The 215-nt window shown below is 40.9% G+C and carries 1 tRNA gene; it reads right to left on the bottom strand.

What is annotated here, in order from left to right:
• Nucleotides 1–135: 135 nt before the first annotated feature.
• Nucleotides 136–211: transfer RNA gene (locus tag VJL_RS25990), tRNA-Val, on the bottom strand.
• Nucleotides 212–215 lie beyond the last annotated feature (4 nt).

Here is a 215-nt window from a genome sequence, read left to right as displayed (position 1 = left end):
TGTCATAAAGACAAACATTGAGAACTTTACAAGTAATCTTAAAGATTACTTTGTCAGCTTTCCAAATTGTTAAAGAGCAAATCACTTCTTATGAAGTAACCATTTTTAAAAGCACTCATTGAATGCGCTTAAAGATGGTGGGCGATACCGGGCTCGAACCAGTGACCCCCTGCTTGTAAGGCAGGTGCTCTCCCAACTGAGCTAATCGCCCACAT

It is taken from the genome of Vibrio jasicida CAIM 1864 = LMG 25398, from assembly GCF_000400365.1.
GTDB lineage: Bacteria > Pseudomonadota > Gammaproteobacteria > Enterobacterales > Vibrionaceae > Vibrio > Vibrio jasicida.
This window is presented reverse-complemented; position numbering and strand designations above follow the sequence as displayed.